General features: G+C 43.9%; 16 protein-coding genes and 1 pseudogene. 9 read left to right on the top strand and 8 right to left on the bottom strand.

Annotated features, from left to right (window positions below; genetic code table 11):
- Positions 1 to 22: 22 nt before the first annotated feature.
- Both QUB30_RS09900 and QUB30_RS09895 read left to right on the top strand, forming a co-directional pair.
- Complete coding sequence (locus tag QUB30_RS09900) at positions 23 to 172, top strand: hypothetical protein (protein WP_333332553.1); 150 nt, start codon at positions 23 to 25, stop codon at positions 170 to 172.
- A gap of 107 nt (positions 173 to 279) precedes the next feature.
- Positions 280 to 1,228, top strand: a pseudogene (locus QUB30_RS09895) (IS630 family transposase).
- A 473-nt stretch (positions 1,229 to 1,701) separates the two neighbouring features.
- Here QUB30_RS09895 and QUB30_RS09890 read toward each other — a convergent pair.
- From QUB30_RS09890 to QUB30_RS09865, 6 genes are all read right to left on the bottom strand, one after another.
- Positions 1,702 to 2,406, bottom strand: coding sequence for a rhomboid family intramembrane serine protease (locus QUB30_RS09890; protein ID WP_333332550.1), 705 nt, complete (start codon positions 2,404 to 2,406; stop codon positions 1,702 to 1,704).
- A gap of 563 nt (positions 2,407 to 2,969) precedes the next feature.
- On the bottom strand, positions 2,970 to 4,985 hold the full coding sequence (locus QUB30_RS09885) for a family 10 glycosylhydrolase (protein ID WP_333332547.1): 2,016 nt from the start codon (positions 4,983 to 4,985) through the stop codon (positions 2,970 to 2,972).
- 136 nt (positions 4,986 to 5,121) lie between these two features.
- On the bottom strand, positions 5,122 to 6,522 hold the full coding sequence (tftA, locus tag QUB30_RS09880) for a hormogonium tapered terminus morphoprotein TftA (protein WP_333332544.1): 1,401 nt from the start codon (positions 6,520 to 6,522) through the stop codon (positions 5,122 to 5,124).
- A 160-nt stretch (positions 6,523 to 6,682) separates the two neighbouring features.
- Positions 6,683 to 7,780 (bottom strand): DJ-1/PfpI/YhbO family deglycase/protease, encoded by a 1,098-nt coding sequence (locus QUB30_RS09875; protein ID WP_333332541.1) that lies wholly within the window; start codon positions 7,778 to 7,780, stop codon positions 6,683 to 6,685.
- A 136-nt stretch (positions 7,781 to 7,916) separates the two neighbouring features.
- Positions 7,917 to 8,675, bottom strand: a complete 759-nt coding sequence (locus QUB30_RS09870; RefSeq protein ID WP_333332538.1) for an SDR family oxidoreductase — start codon at positions 8,673 to 8,675, stop codon at positions 7,917 to 7,919.
- 258 nt (positions 8,676 to 8,933) lie between these two features.
- On the bottom strand, positions 8,934 to 13,181 hold the full coding sequence (locus QUB30_RS09865; RefSeq protein ID WP_333332535.1) for a PAS domain S-box protein: 4,248 nt from the start codon (positions 13,179 to 13,181) through the stop codon (positions 8,934 to 8,936).
- Between the two features lie 245 nt (positions 13,182 to 13,426).
- Here QUB30_RS09865 and QUB30_RS09860 point away from each other — a divergent pair, with 245 nt between their 5' ends.
- The 4 genes from QUB30_RS09860 (at position 13,427) to pip (ending at position 18,972) form a co-directional block, all read left to right on the top strand.
- Positions 13,427 to 15,601 (top strand): EAL domain-containing protein, encoded by a 2,175-nt coding sequence (locus QUB30_RS09860; protein WP_333332532.1) that lies wholly within the window; start codon positions 13,427 to 13,429, stop codon positions 15,599 to 15,601.
- Between the two features lie 397 nt (positions 15,602 to 15,998).
- Positions 15,999 to 16,943 carry an NAD(P)-dependent alcohol dehydrogenase gene (locus QUB30_RS09855; protein ID WP_333332529.1) on the top strand — a complete coding sequence of 315 codons (945 nt, stop codon included), beginning with the start codon at positions 15,999 to 16,001 and terminating at the stop codon, positions 16,941 to 16,943.
- Between the two features lie 186 nt (positions 16,944 to 17,129).
- Positions 17,130 to 17,975: a twin-arginine translocase subunit TatC gene (gene tatC / locus QUB30_RS09850; RefSeq protein WP_333332526.1), complete on the top strand. Its 846-nt coding sequence runs from the start codon at positions 17,130 to 17,132 to the stop codon at positions 17,973 to 17,975.
- A 49-nt stretch (positions 17,976 to 18,024) separates the two neighbouring features.
- Positions 18,025 to 18,972 (top strand): prolyl aminopeptidase, encoded by a 948-nt coding sequence (pip, locus tag QUB30_RS09845; RefSeq protein ID WP_333332523.1) that lies wholly within the window; start codon positions 18,025 to 18,027, stop codon positions 18,970 to 18,972.
- A gap of 196 nt (positions 18,973 to 19,168) precedes the next feature.
- Here the strand turns inward: pip and QUB30_RS09840 are convergent, their stop codons facing one another.
- Positions 19,169 to 19,477 carry a carbon dioxide-concentrating mechanism protein CcmK gene (locus QUB30_RS09840; RefSeq protein WP_106149684.1) on the bottom strand — a complete coding sequence of 103 codons (309 nt, stop codon included), beginning with the start codon at positions 19,475 to 19,477 and terminating at the stop codon, positions 19,169 to 19,171.
- 218 nt (positions 19,478 to 19,695) lie between these two features.
- Here QUB30_RS09840 and QUB30_RS09835 point away from each other — a divergent pair, with 218 nt between their 5' ends.
- Positions 19,696 to 19,920: a hypothetical protein gene (locus QUB30_RS09835; protein ID WP_333332520.1), complete on the top strand. Its 225-nt coding sequence runs from the start codon at positions 19,696 to 19,698 to the stop codon at positions 19,918 to 19,920.
- Positions 19,921 to 19,946: 26 nt separating this feature from the next.
- On the opposite strand, the gene QUB30_RS09830 is transcribed toward QUB30_RS09835, so the two are convergent.
- On the bottom strand, positions 19,947 to 20,264 hold the full coding sequence (locus QUB30_RS09830) for a DUF3067 family protein (RefSeq protein WP_333332517.1): 318 nt from the start codon (positions 20,262 to 20,264) through the stop codon (positions 19,947 to 19,949).
- Positions 20,265 to 20,478: 214 nt separating this feature from the next.
- Here QUB30_RS09830 and petC point away from each other — a divergent pair, with 214 nt between their 5' ends.
- Together petC and petA are read left to right on the top strand one after the other, a co-directional pair.
- On the top strand, positions 20,479 to 21,021 hold the full coding sequence (gene petC / locus QUB30_RS09825; RefSeq protein WP_333332514.1) for a cytochrome b6-f complex iron-sulfur subunit: 543 nt from the start codon (positions 20,479 to 20,481) through the stop codon (positions 21,019 to 21,021).
- Positions 21,022 to 21,179: 158 nt separating this feature from the next.
- Complete coding sequence (petA, locus tag QUB30_RS09820) at positions 21,180 to 22,169, top strand: cytochrome f (RefSeq protein ID WP_333332511.1); 990 nt, start codon at positions 21,180 to 21,182, stop codon at positions 22,167 to 22,169.
- Positions 22,170 to 22,181 lie beyond the last annotated feature (12 nt).

Here is a 22,181-nt window from a genome sequence, read left to right as displayed (position 1 = left end):
TAGTTGTAAGGAGGTATAAGTTATGACAGAAAATCTCAATCCCTTCAATGATAATTCTCAAATTTCTATCCTTCCTCGCAGCGCATGGAGCAGCGAGTTAGCCTTTTTAAAAGCCATGTTGAAAGCCAAACAAGCCTTAGATAGAAGAGAAAAAGCTTTGAGCAAAAACTAAATTCTAACGTTTACAGATTAGCTATGCTTTCTAAATTGAGTATATAGCGTTTTTCATAGCTATGAGGTACACTTAGTAAAGTAAAATTATTTAAAGGTAAATTATTAATGCAACCCTATTCAATAGACTTGAGAAAAAAATCATAGAAGTGAGAGAACAAGAAAATATTTCAATAAGAAAACTAGCAGAACGTTTTAAAGTAGCCAAGAGCTTTGTTCAAAAATTACTAAAAAGATATGAAGAGACAGGAGATATCAGTCCTATTGCTCAAGTCGGAAGTCCACCCACAAAATTAACAGGGCGAACAATTAGTGACGAAGAGTGGAAATAATAGAAGAGAATAATGATGCAACTTTAAAAGAGTTAACTGAATTGCTTGAGTCAAAAACCGGAATAAAAGTAAGTATATCGACTAGGGGAAGAATTAGCAATCAACTGAATTACACTAAAAAAAAAACACTCTATGCGGCAGAGAAAAGAAGCGAACGAGTTCAAAAAGCCCGAGTGGAATTTTGGGATAAAATCAGGGATATCAGGGCGCAAGACCTGATTTTTATAGATGAATCAGGGGTTAATCTAGCAATGGTACGACTATAGGTCAGAGCATTAAAAGGTCCAAGAGCGAGCGGAGAAAAACCACTAAAAAGGGTCACAAATATTTCTTTGATATCTGCTTTGTCGAGCGCAGAAGTAGTGGCTTCAAGAAATATTTATGGTGCAGTAAATGGAATAACATTTGAAGCATTTATCCTGGGAGAATTAGTCCCTAAGCTTTGGAAAGGTACTTGTGTAGTTATGGATAATGCTAAAATTCATTACAGAGAAATGGTGAAATAATTTATCGAAGAGGCAGGAGCAAAGTTAATTTATTTATCTCCTTACTCTCCCGAGTTTTCCCCCAGAGAAAACTTTTGGTCAAAAGTGAAATCTATCTTAAGAGAACTTAAAACCAGAAATTATTTAGACTTAATTGATGCCATTGCAGATGCTATGCTACAAGTTACTAAAAAAGATATTCATAACTGGTTTGCTCATTGTTGCTACTGTACCTCATGACTATAGGAAACGCTATAAGTTATTTTAATATGCTGCATGGAACCTGTGAATAAACCTCCAAAATATAGGGTTCTATAATTTTTTCTTCCCTTAACTCAAACTCCTCGCAGGATTTGTTCCGCCTGTATAGCGGGTCTTTGAGCATTTTTGACTGGCGATCGCCACAATAAATTTATTGTACGTTGTCTAAAAGGTAACTTGGTTAGTTATAAAAATTCCTAAAAAACCGATTGTGACAGTATAGGGTGCGGAATGTGAGATGTAAGAGTTGGCACTTGATCTGCGTTAATTTGCGTTCATCTGCGGTGAAAAATTAAATCTCCTTATCTTCAGAAAACAATTCCAACAAAGAGCCAAGCATAGCACCAAAATTGGAAAAAAATTAGAGTTTTGAAACCGCATATAAACGCAGATAAACGCAGATTGTGTTGGTAGTTTATCTGCGTTAATTTGCGTTCATCTGCGGTAAAAAATCAAATCCGATTATCTTCAGAAAAAAGTCCCAATAAAGGGCCGAGAATAGCGCCGAAAACAAAGCCGCCGGCGTGGGCCCAGTAGGCAACTCCCCCGGATTCCATGCCGACACTTGCCGGGGCATTCAAGGAAGCCAAGCCACTCAATGCTTGCTGTGCAAACCAAAATCCTAGAAAGAAGAAAGCGGGGACTCTGACGGTGGTAATAAAGATTCCCAAGGGCAGGAGTGTCAGAACTTTGGCTTGGGGATATCTCAGAATGTAAGCTCCCATGACGCCTGCGATCGCGCCGCTAGCACCCAGAGACGGAATGGCAGATGCTGAGGAAAAATACCACTGAGTTAGTGATGCTAAAACGCCACAAGTAAGGTAAAATATTATAAATTTGACGTGTCCTAAACGGTCTTCTACGTTGTTGCCAAAAATCCACAGAAATAACATATTTCCGGCAATGTGGAGAAAGCCTGCGTGCAGGAATTGGGAGCTAATTAGTGTCGTCCATTCGGGAAATGGCGAAACTGGCAGCGCTACCCGACACATATTGCTTAACTGGCAAGGAACTACAGCCCAAGAGTAGAAGAATTGGGTTAATTGTCGATCGGGCAAACTGAGTTCGTACAAAAATACTAATATGTTGGCGGCAATCAGCCCGTAGGTGACGTAGGGAGTGATACTGGTGGGATTGTCATCGCGTAAGGGAACCACAGCCTTTTTTTCCTCATCAAAATATTGGCAACACAATAGCGCATTTATCGCCCAGGTGTCTCCTGTCTAAAGGAAGAGGGAACAAGTCAATCGATTTTAGATTTTAGATTTTAGATTTTAGAATTGAAGAATTGAAGAATTGAAAAAAACGACCTCACGGATGAATCCGGGGGGTTGTTATCGGATACTATGTTTTTTATTTGTGCGCGGATGAATCCGGGGGATTGTACTCTGGCAGCTTTCAGTTATTAGTCAATCGATTTTAGATTTTAGATTTTAGATTTTAGATTCAAGAATAGAAGAATTGAAAAAAGCGACCTCACGGATGAATCCGGGGGATTGTACTCTGGCAGCTTTCAGTCATTAGTCATTAGTCATTAGTCAGAGTGAAGAGAGAAGGAAGAGGGAAGAGGCGCTTGGCTGCGGTTGCATTGATCTTTGTCTAGGGAAAGTTAGCCAAACTAATACCAGTTTAAAAAAAGAATGCAACTGTAGCCTTGCTCGGACTTTTATGGAAGCAATCATTCTCAATCTCAAATCTCCTATTTAACATAAAATTAATCTCATATTTCTATGAAAACTCCTACACTTTCTACTGCCATTATGCTCACCGCACACAGAGCGTAAACTCCCGTTCCTACCGCTACTTGTACTGTGTCTGCATTGAGAATTTTGATCAGATTCCAGTTATTGCCATTGTTTTGATAAAGCGTCCAAGAACGGATGTTCTGATTGGCTGGATTTTTCCACTGCAAAACATTGCTATTTCCCACTTTTTTTACTTCGATTCCTGTCGGAGGGGGCGGCGGAGTACCATTTTGCCACGGCATCGCGGGAACGAGTGCTGGTTTTGCATAAGTAGTCGATTTGAAATTATCGTAAATTTGCTGCCGATTTTCGCTAAAAGCTTTCATACTGAAGAAAACATTGCCCAAAGCTAAGTTTTTTTGAGAGTTTCGCGTAATCTCAATTTGTTTGTTAATCTCGTTTACCGTCCACTTATCCCCGTCTAGTCTGCCTAAGTTATTTCCCGGGTAAATATGTCTGTTTTGGGGGTTGTTTTGTAGCCACCATTGCAACAAAACAGGATAGCTTTGAGCTGTTTGGTCGATACGCCAGTAAAGTTGGGGATTTAGATAATCTACCCAACCTGATTCTAACCATTTTTTGGCGTCGGCATAAAGTGTTTCGTAGGCGTCTAAACCGCGACTTTGGGGCGGCTGTCCGGGGCGATAAATTCCGAAGGGACTAATGCCGAATTTAACGTTGGGTTTTGTCGAGCGAATTCCTTCTCCTAGTCTTTTAACTAACTTGTTAACATTTTCCCGACGCCAGTCTCCTAAACTCATTTGCCCTCCTCTAGCTCGATAACTATTGTATGTTTTGCTGTCGGGAAATTGTTGGCGGGCAATCGGATAAGGATAGAAATAATCGTCGAAGTGAACGCCGTCTATATCGTAGCGCTTTACTACGTCTAAAATTACGTTGTAAGTCTTATCTTGAACTAAAGAAATTCCTGGGTCCATCCACATTTCGTCCCCCCACTGATAAACGCATTCGGGATTGGTAACAGAAAGGTGGGGGCTGACGTTGGCGGGGGTTTTGGTGGAAACTTTGGCGCGGTAGGGATTGAACCAAGCGTGAAATTCGATGTTGCGTTTGTGGCTTTCTGTAATGGCAAATGTTAAAGGGTCGTAATAAGGTTGCGGCGGCTTTCCTGGGGTTCCTGTCAGCCATGCGCTCCAAGGTTCTAATTCCGAGGGGTAAAGGGCGTCGCCTGCGGGTCGAAGTTGGAGGATAATAGCATTAAAATTCATTTCTTGTAGCCTGTCAAGAATTCTCAGGAGTTCGATTTTTTGCTGTTCTGCTGAGAGTTTGTTGCTGAAGGGCCAGTCAATATTCCACACTGATGTTATCCAAACTCCGCGAAATTCTCGCTGGTGGCTGACGCTAACAGTCGGTCGCGGAACTTTACTGAGAACTATAATATATTGAGAATAGATTTGCGGCGCTCTTTTGAGATGGACCAAAGCTTGATAAACCCAGGCGACGACATCGGCGCGAGTGGCGTTTCCGGCGGGATTTAATAAGTTTAAATTTGGATAGTTGACGACTATTTCGGATTGGGTGGCTAGGACGATCGCACTTTTGGCATAGTTGGGAATTTCTGTACTGTCTTGGTAGATGTTTGATAAGATTAGATTAGTTGTCGGTGCAGCATTTGCCCCAAAAATTCCGCTCACTAAGGCAACTAATGCCTCCGTTCTGGTAATCATATTTTCTGGTTTAAATAGCTTGTCGGGATAGCCGGATATGAACCCTCTTTTAAATGCTGTTTCAATGGCGGCGGCGGCCCAGTGGGTGGCGGGAACGTCGATAAAGGGAATGTAGGGCCGTTTGTCGGGTATGGGAAAGGCTTTGCTGACAATGGCGGCAAATTGGGCGCGGGTTAAGTTGGTGTTGGGGCGAAAAGTGCGATCGGGAAAACCGCTAATCACCGCCCGTTCTACTAAGCCGTCAATGAATATTTTTGCCCAATGATTTTGAATGTCTGAGAAGTGATTTGTGCTGGAAACCATAATTATATTGATTTGTTTTAAATGGATATATTCAGGACTTACCCAAAAGTGATTTGACGCCCTAATTATGGGCGTAAGGTGCGCAGTGCGCACCCTACAGAGGCTCTGTGTAAGTTATGATGCAAATCCCGAAAGCTTATAACAAACCTGCTGTTTCGTATAAAAGGCGGATTGTATTGATAATTTTTTGTCCGTATAAGGGGTCGGAACTCCAGCGGCCTGCAAGTTCGTTGACGGTGGGGGCGATGCCGCGCTTGACAAAGCGAAAACGCACGTTTTCTTGAACTAAAGGTTGGTTGATGGGTTCTGTGCTGCCGTAAGCTTTTAGGTGCTGAATTTGCGCTCTAATTCCTGTTCTGGCATCGGGAAATGAGATGCCGGAATTTGTAGGGCTGATGATTCCCATGTCGGCAAAGTTAAATTGTTCTGGTTTGACTGCACCGCCAAAGTTGAGATAATTTGTTTCTAAACACATTTGGCAAAAAGCTAGGTCGTGGTTGACGCCTTCTGCGGCTGCTTCTTGCACGTAAATTTGAGGTAAATTGGGAAATGCTGCTAGCGCTTTGCTGTTAGTTTTGGTGAGAAATACTGTCATGTGTTGGGCGGTAGTTAGACCGCGACCCATGATTTTTCCGACGCCTGAGAGGATATCGCGGCGCGATCGCAGCGATACTGATGTTGTGGCCTGATCCCAAGTTACGGAAATGTCGCGATCGCGCAGGTCGATCGCCCGCACAAATACTACTCCGTTATACGTTACTCGCCTGTCAACTGCTGCGGGTGGGATATTGAAAACGTCCAGAACTTCCGAGGGGACGAAGGCATTTCCGTTCACCAAAATGCCTTTGTCTTCGTGCGGGGAACCGTTGATGTTGATATTAATTAGCGGATAAGTTACAGGCTTTGGTGCAGGTGTCGGTGTCGGTGTCGGTGTCGGTGTCGGTGTCGGGGTCGGTGTTGGCAAGGGTTTCAAATTCGTATTTTTTAACCAAGCTTCTAGTCCGTCAGCGAGTCCGAGTGCTACATCGCGACGGCGATTTTGAATGATTTTCAAATCATCGGAATTGGTCAAAAAACCGAGTTCTATCAGCAGCGAAGGGATGTTAATGCGCCGGCAAAATCCAAGACTACCAACACCGGCCTCAGTGTCTGCTTTTGCGCCGCGGCTGACCATTTCTGGTATCCGCCGCAAATAGCCATTTAAGATTAATTCAGCGTTGGCTTTTCGAGCCGGGTTACTGCCAATATAAAACGCGGTTGCACCGCGAACTAGGGGATTGGAAAAAGAGTCGCCGTGGATTTCTACCGCTACATCTCCCGCGTCGCAGCGGTCGTTAATCCAATCGATAGTTTGCGCTAAACTGAGAGTATCCGGAACCGAGAAAACTTCTATCTTTCGCTGCCGCAGTTCAGCTACTAAGGCATCCCGAGTTAAGATCATTTCTTGGGCTTCAGTTGTACCAAAAGCGCCCGCGCCGACATCGCGCACGTTGCCTTCAATCCCGCCGTGTCCGGCTGAAACAAAAATAGAACCCATTTAATAAAACCCTCCACCTTGCAGTTATTTTAGTGCCTGCTTTTCAGTCTTGGGTTTTATTTTACCGCAAATTGTATATTTTATTTTTGCATTAAAAATTTGCAGTTGCGCCGCCGTCTGAGTCAACGCGCCACTGCAAATATTTTTAACCGCCAGCAGATTACATTTTTACAGCGGGGCTAGTCGAAGGTTTGGGTGCTTTAATTTCCTGGGAAACTGCACGGGCGCGGTAGAGTTTAGCAACGACTTGCTCGCACTTGGCCAAATCCGATTCTATTTCTGTAAAAATGGCAGTTGATACCGGATCTGTGAACTTGACCCGCAGGTTGTTGATATCGACAACACCTGTTTGCAAATCACCCAGAGTGCTCCGCAGCAAGAACGTTTCATCGGTTCCTTGCATCGAGGCTTTTAATTTAGCGTATTTGTCAGCAATTTTAGCGGGAATTGAGGGTTTTTCGCCGAGATCGTTGAGGCGACTTTCGAGAGCGAGGATGTGGTGCTGTTTGTTTTGAATCATTTCTTTCAAGAGCGATCGCAAATTGCTATCTTGCGTTTTTTCCGCATAATGTTCAAATGCTTCGCAAGCATAGCGTTCCCCTGCAAGTGCGGTATTCAAACCTTTCACAATGTCGCCTTGCGTGGAGCCGCCCCAGGCATTCGCTAATTTCCACCATTCTGCATTTGTGTCAGTTTCTTCTGGCAAACCGACTTCTTTTCCACCGTAACCGAGGCGAGCCAGAATGGCGGCGGTAAATATTGCTAAATCTCCCGGTTGTCGGGAAGTAATTAAGTTGCCGTCAACGACTAAAGCTTCGTTGATGTAGTTAGCTCCGGCATTGATCATGTCTTTTTTGATTGCCAAGAAACCTGTGGCATTTTTGCCTTTTAACAAGTCGGCTTCAATCAAAACTTGCGGGCCGTGGCAAACAGCAGCGACGATTTTTCCTTGTTCAAACGCTTCTCGTACAAATTGCACTGTATTGGGGTTAGTCCGCATCTTATCGGGAGCCATACCGCCGGGAATGACTACTGCATCGAATTCGGCGGGCACTGCTTCAGTGGTAGTTCCGTCAGCTTGCTGAGCAACTTTTCCTTGTTTCCCTGCATATTTTTCGTTTGTCCGCGAACCGAGGACAACTACATCAAAGTTTGCTTGTTTTAAGGCGTTGTAAGGAACTAGAAATTCCGAATCTTCAACTCCATTTTCGATGAGTATGGCAACTCGTTTGGTGTGGGTGCCGTTATCTGTTGTCATAATCAAATTTCCTCAGACTATCTTTTCATCTAACACTAAGTCATTTATGATGTTTTTAGCGTCTTGCTAAAGTGATAAATTAGTGAGTTTGAAAAGGTGTCAGCGTGAGCCTTGAGAGGTATTTTACAGAACTGTCTCAATGCACGTAAGAGGCTCCATTAATGTCGATCGTCGTCCCGGTAGCGTGCGCAGCCAAACCCGACGCTAAAAACGCTATAACATTGGCAACATCTTGAGGAGGAGCGATTTTGCCGATCGGAATATCGCGAATAATATCAGCTTCGCCGAACTCTTGAATAAACTGATTAGACATTTCTGTACTGACAAATCCCGGTGCAACTGTAAATGCCAAAATATTATCAGCCGCAAACCCTCTAGCAATGCTGCGAGTTAAAGCAACAATAGCACCTTTTGACGCAGCGTAATGCAGATAATTCGGGTCATCGCCGCGAAAAGCAGCGCGACTTGCTATATTAATAATTGTACCGACTCTGCGAGTTTTAAAATAAATAATTGCTTCCCGGCACAAGTCGGCAACGGCAATTAAATTAATTTGTAGAGTTTGCTGCCAAACTGACGACCAAATATCGAATTTGTCCTCGATACCCGCTGACTGCATAATCCCCGCATTATTAACTAAAATATCAATATGACCCCGCCATTTTAAAGCATCTCGCCACAAAATCGAGGCCGCATTTTCCACCATCAAATCGGCTGCCAATAAATAACAGCGATCGCCCGCAACACTTGCTGCTACCGCTTCAGCTTCTTTCTGACTGCGACAGTAATGCAAAATCACCTCAGCCCCAGCATTAACTAGAGTCCGCACCGTGACTGCACCAATCCCTTTCGAGCCACCAGTTACTAAAATTACCTTTCCGGTTAAATCAATCATTTCTCTCTCTCTTTTCTCTTTCTCTGCGCCAAGAGCACCCTCTGCGTTTAATAAAAAAAATAAATCCCCTTGACACCAAAAATATAATTGCTATATGATACAGCACATTCCATCGAATGTATATGCCATTGCCTCCTGCTAATGGATATCTGCAACAGACATCTCCAAAAACTTGCAAATCCTTTCCCGTGTAGGTTTCTATTGGAAATATAGCCATTGCTGACAGCACTATAGCTTTTTTGTCCTTAAACTCGATAACTACAGTGGATTCGGCAGCAGAGGTCGAATTAACTCCATAATCCGGTCAGAATTAAAATTATTGATATAATCAGTTAGTGCCTTGGACAAACCTGCTTTAGATTCGGGAATTTGTACAATTAATTCGTTCATAACTTCGGTATCGAGATAGTAAGCGGCGTGATACATTTGTTCTAACCACTGAGGGGACATCACGGATATATCTTCTACAGACAGGGTTTCAACCAATAGTTTTTTGCAAGTTTGTTCTACGACTTCGTAGATATATTGCACTCCCAAATATTGAGCGATTTTGTCAAAGATGTCTCTCTGCTGAAATGGCTTGCTTATAAAGTCGTTACAGCCCGCCATAAGAACTTTCTCTCGCTCTTCTTCAAAAACACTGGCAGTTAAAGCAATAATCACTGTTTCTTGGCTCTGAGGGCGTTTTCTAATATATTTAATAGCAGTGTAGCCATCCACGATCGGCATTCGCAAATCCATCAGAATCAGGTGCGGCCGCCAACTCTCCCACAGTGAGAGTGCCTCCACTCCTTGTTTTGCCTCTCTCACCTCAAAACCAACCGAGGTAAGGCTATCGACTAACAAGCGGCGATTTTCTTCTAAATCTTCAACAACAAGAATGCGGTAAGTCGGTTGTCCGGGAGCTAAACCAATTACTCTTTGATTAATTGATTCTGGGGGTAAGGATTCTGTTTGAGGTAACTGTACGCGAATCTCAAAGGAAAAAGTGCTACCTCGGTTTAAAGTGCTTTTAACGCGAATTTTACCGCCCATGAGTTTGACGAGTTTTTGACTGATCGCTAAACCAAGCCCGCTGCCTTGACTCAAATTATTCCCAGCTTGGGCTTGCACGAATACCTTAAATAATTTATCCATTTCTGTGGGGGCAATTCCCACGCCTGTATCCTCAACTTCAAAACATAGGTGACAAGATGTTTGGTCTCTTTGTGTTGCTCTTACTCGTAGGTTGACGCTTCCTTGCTTGGTAAACTTAATCGCATTACTAAGTAGATTGGTCAAGACTTGATATAGTTTTTTCTCATCAGTATGCACAAATCTGGGTAGCTCGGGATCTTGCTCGACAACTAGCTGTAATTCTTTAGATTGGACTCTAAATTGCAGCATTTCTTCAATAGATGTCAGAAAGTTTGTCAAATCAAAGTCAGAAAGATTGAGAGTCATCCGTCCGCTCTCTATTTTGGATAAATCTAAAATATCGTTAATCAAGTCTAATAAATGTCTACCGCTACGATTGACAATCTCTAAACGTTCTTGGAGAGAACGAGTCAGATTGCTCTCATAGCTCATCAATTGCGTGAATCCCAAAATTGAGTTGAGGGGGGTGCGGAGTTCGTGGCTCATATTGGCTAGGAAGACAGTCTTGGCTTGGTTTGCTTCATTTGCCTGGTGAAATTCCAACTCAGCTTGTTTGCGATCGCTAATGTCAATTAAATATCCCAAGATTTCTACTGGTGTACCTGAACCATCTCGAATTAGCCTAAGCTGACCCAGCATCCAGCGATAAACCCCATCTGAGCGACGAAAACGGTATTCGTGGAAGTAAAAATCATTAACGAATAGATTTGCTAAGCCATTCACCACTGGTTTTACATCATCGGGATGTAAGTGATTCACCCAAAATTTTGAATCTTCTAAAAACTCCCTGCTTTCGTAGCCCAATACATCTTTGATATTTTCGCTGATGAACGTTACTCCATAATCGCCGGCAGATTTACTGCTAAAAATGACAACGGGGCTGTAATTTAGGAGAAAGTTGAGGCGATTTGTGGTAGCGTGCAAGGCTTGCTCAGCCAGTTTTAGCTCTGTTGCGTCCTCCTGAACGGCAACATATACAGTTCCGTATTCAGGATGTTCAAACCTGGATGTATGAACTCTGCACCAAAAGAGAGTTCCATCTTTCTTTTTATTTTGGACTTCATATTTCGCTTCCCCGGTCTGTTGAATTTGAGTGACGATATCTAGAACGGTTACATCTGGTGTAACCTTTGTATCGACATAGTTCAAGACACTAACGGATTGACCTGCGAGTTCGCCATCTGTGTAGCCAAACATAGCGTCAAAGGTAGGATTGGTGTAGACGACCGTGAGGTCTGAGGCTTTGATCAAACACACTCCTCCTGCCATGTTATTCATAATAATGCTTTGAATTTCTAGCGTTTTTTGAGCTTCTTTTCTATCGGTAATTTCTTGGATTTGATAAATAAAGTGCAGGGGGTTTCCCTCTTCATTTTGTACTAGCGATACATTAAGGAGAATCCAAATAATATGTCCTTGCTTGTGGAAATACCGTTTTTCTAGTTGGTAAGTTGAAATTGTTCCTGCTAATAGCTGAGCTAAATAACTAAGATCCACTTCTAAATCGTCAGGATGGCTAATCTCTTGGAAAGTTAACGCTAACAACTCTTCTGAGGAGTAGCCAATAATCTGACATAAGGCAGGATTGACTTTAATCCAGTGCCCATCAAGTGAAACGAGCGCCATTCCGATAGAGGCATCTTCAAAGGCATGGCGAAACTGCTCTTCACTGTTTCGTAAAGCCATCTCAATTTGTTTGCGATTTATTTCAGCTCGTTTGCGCTCTGTGATGTCGCGTTTAATTACAGAACACCCAATAATTATGCCTTTTGCGTCCTTCAGAGGTGATATGGTACAAGATATGTGGATAAGCTGTCCATCTTTGCGGACACGCACGGTTTCATAGTTTTCAATCGTTTCTCCTTGTCGAAGAGTTTCTAGGATTTGTTGTTCTTCGTAGGTAAGATTGGATGGAATTAGAATGAGGATCGATTGTCCTATGATTTCTTCAGCCTTGTAGCCAAAGATTTTTTCTGCTGCATTGTTCCAGCTTAAAATGATGCCGTCTAATGACTTGCTAATAATTGCCTCACCAGAGTATTCCACAATCGCTGCCATGTGAGCCAGCGATGCTTCTACTTGCTTGCGATCGCTAATATCGCGCAGAATAACAGTAAATACCGTTTCGTCTCCCATTTCCAGCCTAGAAATAGAGGCTTCAGCCGCAAACTGCGTTCCATCTCGACGACGACCCAAAATCTCGCCTCGTTCTCCCATTCTTCGCGCTCTGGTAGAAGAGTGTGCAAATTGTTTGATATGCTGCGGATGTGCATCTCTAAACTGTTCTGGCAGCAGTAAATTCAGTGGCTCCCCTAAAATATCCTCCATTTTATAGCCAAAAATCTTTTCCGCCCCTTGATTAAACAGGGTAATGCGTTGAGCGCGATCGACTGAAATGATTGCATCATTGGCTATTTCTAGCATTCCGGCAAAACGAGCCTGCGATTTTTGTAAAGCATCTGTTCGTTGAGCCACCTGAATTTCTAAAGTTTCGTTAAGTTTTTTAATTTCTGCTTCGGCTTGTTGGCGCTTGTAATCTATCTGGTTCAAAAATCGAGCCGTCCCCAAGATCAGAATTGAGAACGTGAAAACCATAATAGCTGAACGCAATGTATAGCCAAAATTAGCGTTATACCAGCCTAATTTTTGTCCCTGAAGAGTGAACCAGTTCAGTGTGACGGGAAAGATCGTCCCCCAAGGCAGCAACCACCGAACCATTACTCCGCCGACCTGGGGACTGGTTACCACTTGCATTAATCCTTCCTTGGGGCGGAGCAATAAAATTCCTCCATAGAGGATGAAAAAGGTGGCGATCGTGTTTATGGGTTGAGTCGTCGTAATTGTGACCAACCGTTCAAAAATATCGACAGTGAATATGTGTCCAAATAAAGCTAGTAGAGAAATTAAAGCTGCAACACTACTACAAATCTGAGCCAACCAAGTGTGTCGTTGGGAATTTTGCCCTAACAGTAACAATCCTACTCCCATCAGCACAAAATTTAGGGCGGTATTTACTCCCATTCTTCCCGGATCAGGAGTCGCTGAAGACTCGAAATCTCGGAAAAGCCACTCATCAATACCCAGCTTCCAACCAAAAATATACTGGCTCAGCGTCAGCATACCGATGATGATTATAAATCTTGCCATCCATTGAGCGATACGATCGTCGAGTCTGGTTCTTTGGTACTGCAACAATCTCAAAGAGACTCCAGCCAACAAAAAGCAAAGTGCTGTGTTTGCTTTCATGGTCGAAGTCATACCCGGAAAACCGCTTTTGAGTAGGGAGATGTCAAATTGCCAACCAAGCAGCACGAGACACCCGATCGCAATGACGAGTAGGCTTGCCATTTGAGAAATGCGCTTGTTCATAAATCGGCTGCTTGGGTTGAAATACTCTTCTTCTGATGTTAGGCGAAGCGAAGAAGGGCAACCACGGGGGGACTGCCCCTAACCGAACTATTCAGATTTTGTAGGGCTGCGTCCCCTTGCCACCCCAAGATCTCGGGGATCGCGGGACTTCTTTCTGCGTCAAGTGAGCTTTATAACCTAATAATTCAACTATACTATTTGTGCATATGTTTATAGTCGTCTAGCAAGAAACTATGGAAATCAGTATGATTATCGATAGAACTAGCGATCGGGGTAGCGATGCAGCTACAAACTACCGAGGCAATATTTTAATTGTTGACGATTTGCCTGATAATCTGCGTCTTCTCCGGGATACTTTGATAGCCGAGGGTTATAAAGTTCGCAGTGCTATAACAGGGGCAATGGCGATCCGAGCCGCCCAATCGCCATCGACGGAGCTAATTTTACTCGACATTAAATTGCCCGATCTTGATGGCTATGAAGTTTGTAAACAATTAAAATCTGACCCTCGCACCGCAGACATTCCAATAATTTTTTTGAGTGCGCTGAATGAAACTTTTAATAAGGTTCAAGGGCTGGCCGCGGGAGGGGTAGATTATATTGCTAAGCCATTTCAAGTCGAAGAAGTATTAGCTCGTGTCGAAACCCACCTAACTATCGGAAGGCTGCAACAAAGACTCCAAAAGCAGAATTTACGTCTTTTGAAAGAAATTGAAGAACGGCAACGTCTCGAAGAGTCTCTTTTTGCCGAAAAGGAATTGGCTCAAGTAACACTGCAATCAATTGGCGATGGGGTCATTACTACAGATGCCCAAGGTAATGTCAGATATTTCAATCCTATAGCTGAGCGACTGACAGGCTGGAAGACTCATGAGGTTAAAGGAGTTCCTTTCTCTACAGTGTTCATAATTGTCGATCAAGTAACGCGACAGCCAGTAGAGAATCCTATAAACAAGGCTCTATTAGAGGAGCGAATTGTGGGCTTAGCTAACAATACTATTCTGATTGCCCATGATGGAAACGAGTATCCGATTGCTGACTCGGCAGCACCGATTCGAGACCGCCAAGGTAAAATTATCGGGGCCGTCATGGTCTTTCATGATGTTACTGAATCGCGCTATCTCACCCGTCAACTCTCTTGGGAAGCCAGTCACGATTCCCTGACAGGGTTAATCAACCGTCGAAGATTTGAGCAGCACCTAGTTGAGGCGATCGCTTCTGTTCAAGATAGCAATCAGCAGCACGCTCTCTGTTATTTAGATTTAGATCAGTTCAAAGTCGTTAACGATACCGTAGGTCATATTGCTGGCGATGAGCTACTGCGCCAAATCACCGCACTTATTCAAAAGGGAGTCCGTGCTAATGATATGCTGGCTCGCTTGGGAGGTGATGAATTTGGTATTTTGCTCTCTCAATGTCCGATCTCTCAAGCAGCTCAGATTGCGGAAAATCTCAAAGACCTAGTGCATCAGTTTCGGTTTATTTGGAATGGCCAAACTTTTATCATCGGAGTCAGCATTGGAGTTGTTGCCATTGACGAAACCAGCCAAGATTTGATGGAGCTTCTGGGAGCTGCTGATGCAGCTTGTTATGCCGCCAAAGCCAGAGGGCGCAACTGTGTTCATATTTATCGTCTAGATGATGGCGAACTAATTAAACAACGTGGTGAGAGGCAGTTGGTTTCCAAAATCAGCCGAGCGCTAGAAACAAATCGTTTTTGTCTCTACTACCAAAAGATTGTCTCTATTAAGTCTCAACCATTAGTAGAGCATTATGAGATTTTGTTAAGAATGCTGGATGAAAATGGAAAAATAGTATCTCCAAATGAGTTCATTCCTGCTGCCGAGCGTTACGGCTTGATAACTGAAATAGATTGTTGGGTAATTGAAAATTTTTTCTCAAAGTATCACAATTTGCCGGAAAAATATCTTGTCGGTCGAGGCTTGTATACGATAAATCTTTCTGGTGCTAGCATTAGTAACAATCAGTTTCTGAGGTTTTTAATCGAACAGTTTCCTCGCTACCAAGTTCCCCCACACACCATTGGTTTTGAGATCACAGAAACCGCAGCGATCGCTAACTTTGAGCAAGCCAGATATTTCATAAGCGAACTTAAAAAAATTGGCTGTCGCTTTGCTTTAGATGATTTTGGGAGTGGATTGAGTTCATTTGCGTATCTGTTCAATTTACCAGTTGATTATCTAAAAATTGATGGTGCTTTTGTCAAGAATATTAATCATAATTTGATTTCTCAAGCGATAGTTGAAGGCTTTAATCGCATTGCCCATTCCATGAATATTGAAACTGTGGCTGAGTTTGTCGAAGACGAGACTATCTTAGAAAAATTGCGGGAGATAGGAGTAGATTATGCTCAGGGTTATGGGATCGCCCGCCCTGTTCCTATTAACTTTAATCGCTAGCCGTCCAATTATCTCTCTTGTGTCAGTCTGGGATAAAACCTCGATCGCGAGCAAGGCATGGGTATTTTTCGCATCAAGAATATCCTGATATTTTGCTCGATCCTTGAGAAAAATTCGTTGCGGGCGATCGTTAAATCTGATTCTTTTAACAGGTAATGACCCATAAACTAGGTTTATTGCCGATCGCCAATCGGTAGGATGAGGTAGAGCCGGTCGATCGCACTCAGCCAGTGGAGTGATTGTCTCACGGTTGCGCCCTGTCAGGAGGCCTGCAACTCCAACAGTCGATCGCCCGCTGCTACAAGGCTGGCTCAATTTACTATGTCACATTTAGATGGAATGTGCTGTAATTGTAAAGGATTGAGTGTTCTATTACAAATAGACCGGAAAGTTTGCCATGAAAGCAGTTGCGTTCGATCGCTACGGTTCCGCCGAGGAATTGCAGTACCGAGAATTGTCCAAGCCGATCGCCAAATCCAACGAATTGTTAGTGCGAGTTCGCGCTAGCAGCGTCAATCCCGTAGACTGGAAAATCCGGCAAGGACACCTGCAACTATTGACAGGATTTAACTTTCCTCGAATTGTCGGTTCTGACATATCGGGAGTTGTGCTAGAAGTCGGCAGGGAAGTCACCCAATTTCAACCCGGAGATGAAGTTTATACTTTCTTAAATCCCCTGAATGGCGGTGCTTGTGCCGAATACGCCGCCGTCGCAGAATCGAGTGCGGCAATTAAACCTAAAAACATCACTCATACAGAAGCAGCAGCAGTACCGATTGCAGGTTTAACGGCTTTGCAATCGCTCAGGGATTTGGGTCAAATTCAAGCAGGAAATAAAGTATTGATTAACGGCGCTTCCGGCGGAGTCGGCACTTTTTCCGTGCAATTTGCGAAAGCAATGAATGCGGAAGTAACGGGAGTTTGCAGTGCTAAAAATAGAGAAGTTGTCAAGAGTTTGGGAGCCGATTTTGTCCTGGATTACGAAGAAATTGACTTTACTGAACAAACCGATAAATATGATATAATTTTAGATGCTGTCGGGACAAGAACATTTGCTGAATGCGAAAAAGTGCTGCTATCCGAGGGAGTTTATATCTCGACTTTGCCGAGTTTAGACAACCTCGCACCGATGTTAACGAGCTGGTTTATATCGGGTAAAAAAGCTAAATTAATTGTTGCCAATGCCAACACCAGCGATTTAGGAAGTTTGCGGGAATTAATAGAATCTGATAAAGTTGAGCCGATTGTCGATCGCACTTACAGCTTAGCAGAAGTAGCAGCAGCCCACGCTTACAGCGAAACGGGCCGCGCGATCGGCAAAATTGCGATCGTGATTGAATAATCAAGGCACGACACGGGTTTTGACACCGCTACACGGATTAATGATCGATCGTTCCTTCTGCTGCTGAAGTCAGAATCAAGAATGAAGAAGGAAGTCGGAGCAATTATGAAATAACTATTCTCATTTACCCCTTTCCAATTACCAATTACCAATTTCCAATTACCCCTTACCAATTACCCATTCCCTATGACTGCTCCCTCAAACTTGGAGACATCCGAACAAGGTTCCGACAACAACCTAGAAGCAATTAGCCCGGAAAACAGCATTGCACCAATCGCAGGCGGTGCGATAGGTTCCCGCAACTTAGAAAACGAATTTCTCGACGAACTTCCCGACGAAGTTGAGATGTCTTTGTTCGAGCATTTAGAAGAATTGCGTATGCGACTTTTCTACTCGCTAATTGCAGTAGTAATCGCTGTAATCGGTTGCTTTTTCACAGTAAAACCCATCGTGCAACTGCTAGAAGTACCGGCAGGGCCAGTGAAGTTTCTGCAACTAGCTCCCGGCGAGTATTTCTTTGTTTCTATCGAAGTAGCCGGATACAGCGGTTTGCTGATCGCCAGTCCGTTTATTTTTTACCAGATAGCGCTGTTTGTTCTCCCCGGTTTGACTCGCAAAGAACGCAGGTTGCTGGGGCCGGTGTTTTTCGGTTCGAGTTTCCTATTTTTGGGCGGTTTAGTATTTGCTTACATCGCTCTGATTCCGGCGGCGCTCAACTTCTTTGTTAGCTATGGAGCGGATGTTGTAGAGCAGTTGTGGTCGATCGACAAATACTTTAAATTTGTGCTGCTGTTAATGTTCAGCACCGGCTTAGCTTTTCAAATCCCGATCGTCCAAGTATTGCTCGGCGTTTTGGGCATAGTTTCTTCCAACCAAATGCTCTCCGGCTGGCGTTATGTAGTCTTGGGAGCGGCAGTTTTGGGAGCGGTGTTAACGCCTTCTACTGACCCTTTAACGCAAAGTCTTTTAGGAGGTGCGGTGCTGAGCTTGTATTTTGGCGGGGTTGGTTTGGTAAAGCTTTTAGGACGGTGATTTCTTAATGATGTAAATAAACACTATCGAGTTATAAATCATTGAAAAAATGCGAGAACTTTACCCGCCTAGACAACCTTATAACGAAGGAGAACTCAAAGTTTCTGACCTCCATACCATTCATTTTGAAGAGTCTGGCAACCCAGAGGGAAAACCTATTGTGTTGCTACACGGGGGACCAGGAGGTGGATGTCCGCCTTTTTATCGACAATATTTTGACCCGGAAAAGTGGCGTTTGGTGATGTTTGACCAACGCGGATGCGGTCAAAGTAAACCTCATGCAGAATTGCAAGAAAATACCACTTGGGATTTAGTCAACGATATTGAGAAACTTCGAGAATATTTAAATATTCATCAATGGGTTGTTTTTGGTGGTAGTTGGGGAAGCACTCTATCTTTAGCTTACAGTCAAACCCATCCCGACCGTTGCAAGGGTTTAATCTTGCGGGGCATTTTTATGTTGAGACAAAAAGAAATTCGCTGGTTTTATCAAGAAGGAGCAAGTTATATTTTCCCGGATGCTTGGGAGGAATATGTTAAACCTATCCCCATAAATGAAAGGGACGATCTGGTAACAGCTTATTACCAACGCTTGACGAGTCCAGATGCTCAAATTAGATTAGAAGCGGCTCGTGCTTGGTCAATTTGGGAAGGGAGTACGAGTAGATTATTTCCAGATTTAGATTTAAAGCAAAGGTTTGGAATTCATGCTTTCGCGGAGGCGTTTGCCAGAATAGAGTGCCATTATTTTATCAATAAGGGATTTATCGATCCGGAAGATAAATTGCTTTTAAATATCGATCGCATCCGCAAGATTCCGGCGGTTATCGTTCAGGGAAGATATGATGTTGTTTGTCCGATGATGTCGGCGTGGGAACTGCATCGTGCTTGGCCTGAAGCTGAGTTCATTGTAGTTGCCGATGCCGGACATTCGATGAGCGAACCGGGAATTCGCACCTGTTTAATTGAGGCAACAGATAAGTTCGCAGACTGGTAGTCATCCAAATTGCTAATGGTTAATTGCTAATTTTACATTAGTCCTATAAATATTTTCCGCGTGATGGTAATTTCTTGCTGAGTATTGGGCGATCGCTCAATTTTAAGGTTGATAAAAAATATAGAGACGCGATCGCCCGCGCCTCTATAATTACTAAAAGTTAAAATTCAACACCAAAGTTTTGTCAAAACTTTGACTACATTCGGAACTGTTCTACTTCGGGAGTGTAGCCGATCGGCAAAATGTAATCGAGATTCTCGTGGGGACGAGCAATTATGTGATACGATAGCAACTTTCCGCCATCGACCTTTTTAACTGATTCAATTCCAGCAGCAACGGCTGCTTGGACTTCAGAGATATCTCCTCGAACTATAATTGTCCAGTAAGCGCGGGTTATCTTTTCATAGCGAACTAAAGTAACTCGGGCTGCTTTCACCATTGAGTCTGCAACTTCTACGGCAGCGGGAAATCCTAAGACTTCAACCATTCCAACTGCAACACCCATTACAACATTCTCCTAAATTTCACAAGATATCTGACACTCATTGTATGTGAAATTGTTGACAGAAATTGGTTCCGATGATTTTGGTCAGCGTCGCAAGTCCGATCGCCCAAAATTAAAAAAGCCTCACAAACTGTTGCGGCATTTAAATCCAACAGCAGGGGGCACACCGGAAAGACCGCCACCCTCACGGTTTCAATCACAACAACTGTGTAAATTAGATGCGCGACAGGTTGATTCGTTACCGCCGGCAAGTCGGCCCACAAGCTGACCGATCGATTTTCGGGACTTTGAGATCGCAAAATCCAGCCTCTGCCGGACACAAAACTTTAGGGAACGCCCCTGTTTCCGGCTGTGGAGTCAGTTATTTAATCGCAAATCGCAAATTGACTGACAGTGGCAGCGCCCCCGGTTTGCCGCTGTGGAGTCAATTCTTTAATATTTAATCTTTAATCTTTCATAGACTGACGGCTCAAAACTCGTCTAGCAACCACTCCGAGGCTCTTTCACCCAAATCTAAGGGAACGCTGACAGCTTTGCCCAAGCGGGGGCGATCGCGGGTAGTGGCGATATACTCTTTCACCTGTTCGGTGCTCCCCCAGGCGTTGAGGTAATTGGCCACCGCCTCCAAATGCTCCAAATAATCAGCCTCCGTCATCGGAAAAGACGCCTGTTCGAGATACTTCCACATAACTTGGACAAAAATCTTGCCCCGCGTCCGCCGCAATCTGATATCGTAAGATTTTCCCCATTTCTCAAGCATTAGCTGGTGTAAATCCTGACCCGTCATGGTGGCTCCTGAGTTAATTCCTTAAACAATAAAAGACAAAGTTCAAAAAATGTAATAATACTCTAATAAAAGCTGGAAGGCGCATTCTTAAAAGGAATTTTCGCGGCCTAAAATTTGTGCTAGCAGATTAACGGCAATTATCCTCCTTCCTCTGCACGTACAGGTTCGCTAACAGCTAACAAACAAACGTAACTTAAAACCGTAAAGGCAGGTCATGGCTCAATCTTCTGCTGGAAATCCCGATGTTCCCGATATGGGGCGTCGCCAATTTATGAATTTGCTGACGTTCGGTACAGTCACAGGTGTGGCACTGGGCGCACTCTATCCCGTTGTCCAGTATTTTGTTCCTCCGTCGAGTGGGGCAGTTGGCGGCGGGGTGACGGCTAAAGATGCCTTGGGCAACGACATCATCGTTAGCAAATATTTGGAATCGCACCCTGCGGGCGATCGCACCTTAGCCCAAGGTCTCAAAGGCGACCCCACTTATCTTGTGGTGGAAAAAGACCAATCTCTCGCCGACTACGGCATCAATGCAGTTTGCACTCACTTGGGTTGCGTCGTGCCTTGGAATGTTAGCGAAAACAAGTTTATCTGTCCTTGCCACGGTTCTCAATACAACAATGAGGGCAAAGTGGTGCGCGGCCCCGCGCCTTTGTCTCTGGCCCTGGCCCACGCCACTGTCGCAGATGACAAGATCGCTTTTACCCCTTGGAAAGAAACTGATTTCCGCACCGGCGAAGCACCTTGGTGGTCTTAAACTATTTTGGATTTTAGATTTGAGATTTTAGATAGGGGGTGAATGGTGAAAACCACAGATAATTGCATCCCTAAAGCAGTCTCAAAATCCAAAATCCAAAATCCAAAATCCAAAATCCAAAATCCAAAATTGTCTGACCTTTGAGATTGAATACTCTAATGCCACAAACTAATTTATCTGCGATATTTCGCCGCAGTGCCAGGACGATCGCGAAAACAGCCTTAATTGCGATCGCAGCCGCAGCATTTTTCCTCACCAGCGACATCGCACTTCCCCAAGCAGCATTTGCTTACCCTTTCTGGGCTCAGCAAACAGCACCCGCTACTCCCCGCGAAGCAACAGGCCGCATTGTTTGCGCTAACTGTCACCTCGGTGCAAAACCGACTGAAGTTGAAGTACCGCAATCTGTTTTGCCAGATACGGTGTTTGAAGCTATTGTCAAAGTTCCCTACGATACTAGCGTGCAGCAAGTTGTCGGCGATGGCAGCAAAGGCGGCTTGAATGTCGGCGCAGTTGTGATGTTGCCCGAAGGTTTCAAAATTGCTCCCGCTGACAGAATTCCCGAAGAAATGAAGGAAAAAGTCGGCGATCTTTACTTCCAACCTTACAGCGAAACCCAAGAAAATATTGTTTTAGTGGGCCCAGTACCGGGAGAACAGTACAAAGAATTGGTATTCCCAGTTTTGTCGCCGAATCCGGAAACAGACAAGTCTGTTCACTACGGCAAATACCAAATTTATGTTGGTGGCAACCGCGGCCGCGGTCAGGTTTATCCTACTGGCGAAAAGAGCAATAATACTGTTTACAATGCTTCGGTAGCTGGCAGCGTTTCTAAGATTGCCCAACAGGAAGCTGGCGGTTATGAAGTGACAATTCAACCGGCAGAAGGTGCAGCAGTTGTTGATACGATTCCTGCTGGCCCAGAACTGATTGTTTCCGAAGGACAAACAGTTGCAGCAGGCGAACTTTTGACGAGCAATCCTAATGTGGGCGGCTTCGGTCAAAAAGACGTGGAGATTGTGCTGCAAAGTGCTACTCGCATTCAAGGAATGATCGCTTTCGTGGCTTTGACCATGTTGGCTCAAATTATGCTGGTTCTCAAGAAGAAACAGGTCGAAAAAGTTCAAGCTGCTGAAATGAATTTCTAAGTGCGGCTGTAA

It is taken from the genome of Microcoleus sp. BROC3 (assembly GCF_036702515.1).
Lineage (GTDB): Bacteria > Cyanobacteriota > Cyanobacteriia > Cyanobacteriales > Microcoleaceae > Microcoleus.
This window is presented reverse-complemented; position numbering and strand designations above follow the sequence as displayed.

Coding starts and splice junctions, on each gene's coding strand:
- tftA (WP_333332544.1), bottom strand. CDS start 6,522: ATGGGTTCTATTTTTGTTTCAGCCGGACACGGCGGGATTGAAGGCAAC.
- QUB30_RS09875 (WP_333332541.1), bottom strand. CDS start 7,780: ATGACAACAGATAACGGCACCCACACCAAACGAGTTGCCATACTCATC.
- petC (WP_333332514.1), top strand. CDS start 20,479: ATGGCTCAATCTTCTGCTGGAAATCCCGATGTTCCCGATATGGGGCGT.
- QUB30_RS09870 (WP_333332538.1), bottom strand. CDS start 8,675: ATGATTGATTTAACCGGAAAGGTAATTTTAGTAACTGGTGGCTCGAAA.
- QUB30_RS09860 (WP_333332532.1), top strand. CDS start 13,427: ATGATTATCGATAGAACTAGCGATCGGGGTAGCGATGCAGCTACAAAC.
- tatC (WP_333332526.1), top strand. CDS start 17,130: ATGACTGCTCCCTCAAACTTGGAGACATCCGAACAAGGTTCCGACAAC.
- petA (WP_333332511.1), top strand. CDS start 21,180: ATGCCACAAACTAATTTATCTGCGATATTTCGCCGCAGTGCCAGGACG.
- QUB30_RS09830 (WP_333332517.1), bottom strand. CDS start 20,264: ATGACGGGTCAGGATTTACACCAGCTAATGCTTGAGAAATGGGGAAAA.
- pip (WP_333332523.1), top strand. CDS start 18,025: ATGCGAGAACTTTACCCGCCTAGACAACCTTATAACGAAGGAGAACTC.
- QUB30_RS09855 (WP_333332529.1), top strand. CDS start 15,999: ATGAAAGCAGTTGCGTTCGATCGCTACGGTTCCGCCGAGGAATTGCAG.
- QUB30_RS09900 (WP_333332553.1), top strand. CDS start 23: ATGACAGAAAATCTCAATCCCTTCAATGATAATTCTCAAATTTCTATC.
- QUB30_RS09835 (WP_333332520.1), top strand. CDS start 19,696: ATGCGCGACAGGTTGATTCGTTACCGCCGGCAAGTCGGCCCACAAGCT.
- QUB30_RS09885 (WP_333332547.1), bottom strand. CDS start 4,985: ATGGTTTCCAGCACAAATCACTTCTCAGACATTCAAAATCATTGGGCA.
- QUB30_RS09840 (WP_106149684.1), bottom strand. CDS start 19,477: ATGGGTGTTGCAGTTGGAATGGTTGAAGTCTTAGGATTTCCCGCTGCC.
- QUB30_RS09865 (WP_333332535.1), bottom strand. CDS start 13,181: ATGAACAAGCGCATTTCTCAAATGGCAAGCCTACTCGTCATTGCGATC.